General features: G+C 66.7%; 3 protein-coding genes and 1 pseudogene. 2 read left to right on the top strand and 2 right to left on the bottom strand.

The genetic code is table 11. The annotated features are described in order from the left end of the window. Positions 1–139: 139 nt before the first annotated feature. Positions 140–862: pseudogene (locus ABN034_RS34110) on the top strand (NsdA family TPR-like regulatory protein); the annotation flags it as partial. Here ABN034_RS34110 and ABN034_RS34105 read toward each other — a convergent pair. Further along, entirely contained in the window at positions 846–1,388 is a 543-nt protein-coding gene (locus tag ABN034_RS34105; RefSeq protein ID WP_349695085.1) for an NUDIX hydrolase, read from the bottom strand. The pseudogene ABN034_RS34110 and the gene ABN034_RS34105 sit on opposite strands and share 17 nt — an antisense overlap. A gap of 158 nt (positions 1,389–1,546) precedes the next feature. On the opposite strand from ABN034_RS34105, the gene ABN034_RS34100 reads away from it, so the two are divergent. Next, positions 1,547–2,242, top strand: a complete 696-nt coding sequence (locus ABN034_RS34100) for a GNAT family N-acetyltransferase (RefSeq protein ID WP_349695084.1) — start codon at positions 1,547–1,549, stop codon at positions 2,240–2,242. A 92-nt stretch (positions 2,243–2,334) separates the two neighbouring features. Here the strand turns inward: ABN034_RS34100 and ABN034_RS34095 are convergent, their stop codons facing one another. Further along, the gene (locus ABN034_RS34095) at positions 2,335–2,580 is read right to left on the bottom strand and encodes a hypothetical protein (RefSeq protein WP_349695083.1); all 246 of its coding nucleotides are present in this window, start codon (positions 2,578–2,580) and stop codon (positions 2,335–2,337) included. Positions 2,581–2,909 lie beyond the last annotated feature (329 nt).

Raw genomic sequence — 2,909 nt, 5'->3', positions numbered from 1 at the left:
CAAAGCCCGACGCGCCCCCAACCCAACCACCGAGGAGGTGAACGACAACACCATCCCGGCGCTCAGCGCCTAACCAACCAACGGATCACGCGACACGACCGATACACCACACCAATGGACTTGACCCTTCGCCGCAGCGGCCGACCTGACCAAGCTGGCCGGCTGGATGGCCTACGACGACGAACAGCACGGTATCGCCCAGCGCTACCTGATCCAGGCCCTACGGATGGCCCGCGCCGCCAGCGACCACGCACTCGCCGCCGAGATCCTCGCCGCCATGAGCCACCAGGCCACCTACATCGGACGATCCGGCGAAGCCGTCGACCTCGCCCGCGCAGCCCAGATCGGGGCCCGCAAGGCGGGACTCGCGGTGCTGGAGTCCGAGTGCCACATAGTCGAGGCCCACGGGCACGCCGCCCGACGCGACGCCCTCGCCTGCGCCAGGTCCCTCAGCGCCGCGGAGACGACATTCGGCCGATCCGCACCCACGCCACCCGGCTGGCTGCGCTACTTCGACCAGGCGTACCTGTCGGCGAAGTTCGGACACTGCTTCCGCGACCTCGACGACCCGCGACGCAGCGGCGAGTACGCCGAACAGTCGCTGCGGATGTCGGACGGCTACCAGCGAGGACGAGCATTCAACCTGTGTCTGCTCGCCGCGGCGCGTTCCGCCGAGGACCCACTCGAGGCCGCCCGCCTCGGCGACCAGGCACTCACCATCGCAGGCGGACTCGCCTCCAGGCGCAGCCTCAGCTACCTGCGCGACCTGCGACACCGCCTCACCAGACACGCCCGGATCCCCGAGGTGGCCCACTTCCGGAACCGGATCGCCTTAGCCGCCGCCGTCACGGCGCGAGGGTGAGCGCCCGGTAGATCCCCACCACCGTCGCCGCGCCAAGGATCGCACCGCTGTCGATCATCGCGACCGCCTCGGTCAACGGCACCCACCGGACATCCTCGGCCTCGTTCACATCCGGCACCGTCGCGACGCGGTCCGCGCCACGTGCGAGATAGATCTCCTGTGGCTGGTCAAGCGAGCCAATCGAGGGCTGGAACGTCACCAGGTGTTCCATTGACCTCGGTCGCCAGCCGGTCTCCTCCTCGACCTCCCGAGCCGCCGCTGTCGCCACATCCTCGGCATGATCGACATAACCGCCCGGCAGCTCCCACACCCAACGCTCGACGATGAACCGGTGCCGGAACATCAACAGCACCCGCGGCTGGTCATCCAGCACCAGCGTCATCGCGCACCGCGGCATCCGTGCCACGTACTGGGTGAACCGCACCCCATCCGGCAACTCGACATCCACCGTCGACAACCGGATGTGCCGATTCTCGTCCACGACCCGCTCACCGTGGATCGTCCACCGCGTCTCGCCGGTACCCACGCACGGACACTATCCGACGGTGCCCGCACGTATTGGCGAGCAGGAGACCAGGAAACTTCACCGGGGCACTCTCGTTCTACCTTGGCCGTCGCTTGCGTTCGGCCGAATGAGCCGCTTCGCGGCCAGTATCTGACCGCGAATAGACCTATTGTCCTGCCATGACGACTGCGAATCCACCGGATCAGCTGAGGATCGTCCCGGCCAGCGAGGCAGCCTCGGATGACCTGCAGGCGGTCTTCAGCACGGGCGAAGGCCGGCAGTGTCAGTGCCAGTTCTTCAAGTTGGACAACGAGGAGTGGCGGTTTTCGGTGGGTGTCGAGGAGCGCACCGAGCGCCTGCGTGAGCAGACCAGCTGCGGTGACACGGAGGCCCGGTCGACCTCCGGCATGGTCGCGTACTTGGAAGGTGAGGCGGTCGGCTGGTGTGCCGTTGGGCCTCGTACCGCGTACCCACGGCTACGGAGGATGCGCGTTCCCTGGGCCGGCCGCGACGAGAGCAGGACCGACGACGGCGTTTGGGCTGTGACGTGTTTCGTCGTGCGAAGGGGATATCGCGGCCGCGGTATCGGGTCTGCCCTCGCTCGGGCCAGCATTGACTTCGCCCGCGACCGGGGCGCCCGCGCGGTCGAGGGATATCCGATCGTGACGCAGCCAGGCGAAGAGGTCGGCTCAGCCGCGCTGTATGTAGGTAGCCGGAACCTCTTCGCCACCGCGGGTTTCCGCGAAGTCAGCAGGCCAACCTCACGACGGGCTGTGATGCGCGTCGAATTGACGCCGACAGGCCGGACCCTGATCGCGGCCACTGACAGTGAACCGAAGTGGCCGTTGCCGGCCGCGCCGCGAACGGCCACATGAACACTGACACTGCTAACGGTGGCAGACAACCGCGTTGTTGGCGCTACCCAGACGGTCAGCTTGCCGCAGCTACCGGCGCCACACACGCACGTTCACTGTCTACTTTCAGCGCGCTGGTCGGAATCCTCGATCGCCGCGTTCAACGCGAGAGCCAGCGACCTGGCAGGGACGCGCACCGAGAACGCCGGCTCGTCAAGCACCTTGCCAGCAGGATCGGTTTCGTAGATGTCGAGGTAGGCATCCCCCGCCACGACCTCCATGGCCAGGATGCGCGCCGGCGGCGCCGTGTAGTGCTCCTCGTCCTGGCCCAAGGCCGCGATACGGATCTGTTCGATCATGCTGGCGAGAGTAGCGAGAGGCGCTGACAGCAAGGGCATGCGCCGCACAGCCTGGCCTCACTGTCAGAGGGCGGTTGGGAAGGCTCATGCCGTCCCAACAAGATGAACGGTTCCGGCTGACGTGCGATGGGATCCCTTGGGATCTGGGACACCCATCGGCGGCCGGGGCCAGCGTCGGTGTAGCCGAGCGGCACGTCACGGGCTAAGAGCCTGTTCCTGAACCTGGTTCTCTGGTGTGAGCTTCGTCTCTGTTGATCATGGTGGCCGTGTCTTCGCTGGTAATGGAAGGAACTCCTGGTAGATCGAGCGGTGCTTGAAGTCGCCGATAT

Source organism: Actinopolymorpha sp. B11F2 (assembly GCF_040195635.1).
Taxonomy (GTDB): domain Bacteria; phylum Actinomycetota; class Actinomycetes; order Propionibacteriales; family Actinopolymorphaceae; genus Thermasporomyces.
This window is presented reverse-complemented; position numbering and strand designations above follow the sequence as displayed.

Coding starts and splice junctions, on each gene's coding strand:
- ABN034_RS34100 (WP_349695084.1), top strand. CDS start 1,547: ATGACGACTGCGAATCCACCGGATCAGCTGAGGATCGTCCCGGCCAGC.
- ABN034_RS34095 (WP_349695083.1), bottom strand. CDS start 2,580: ATGATCGAACAGATCCGTATCGCGGCCTTGGGCCAGGACGAGGAGCAC.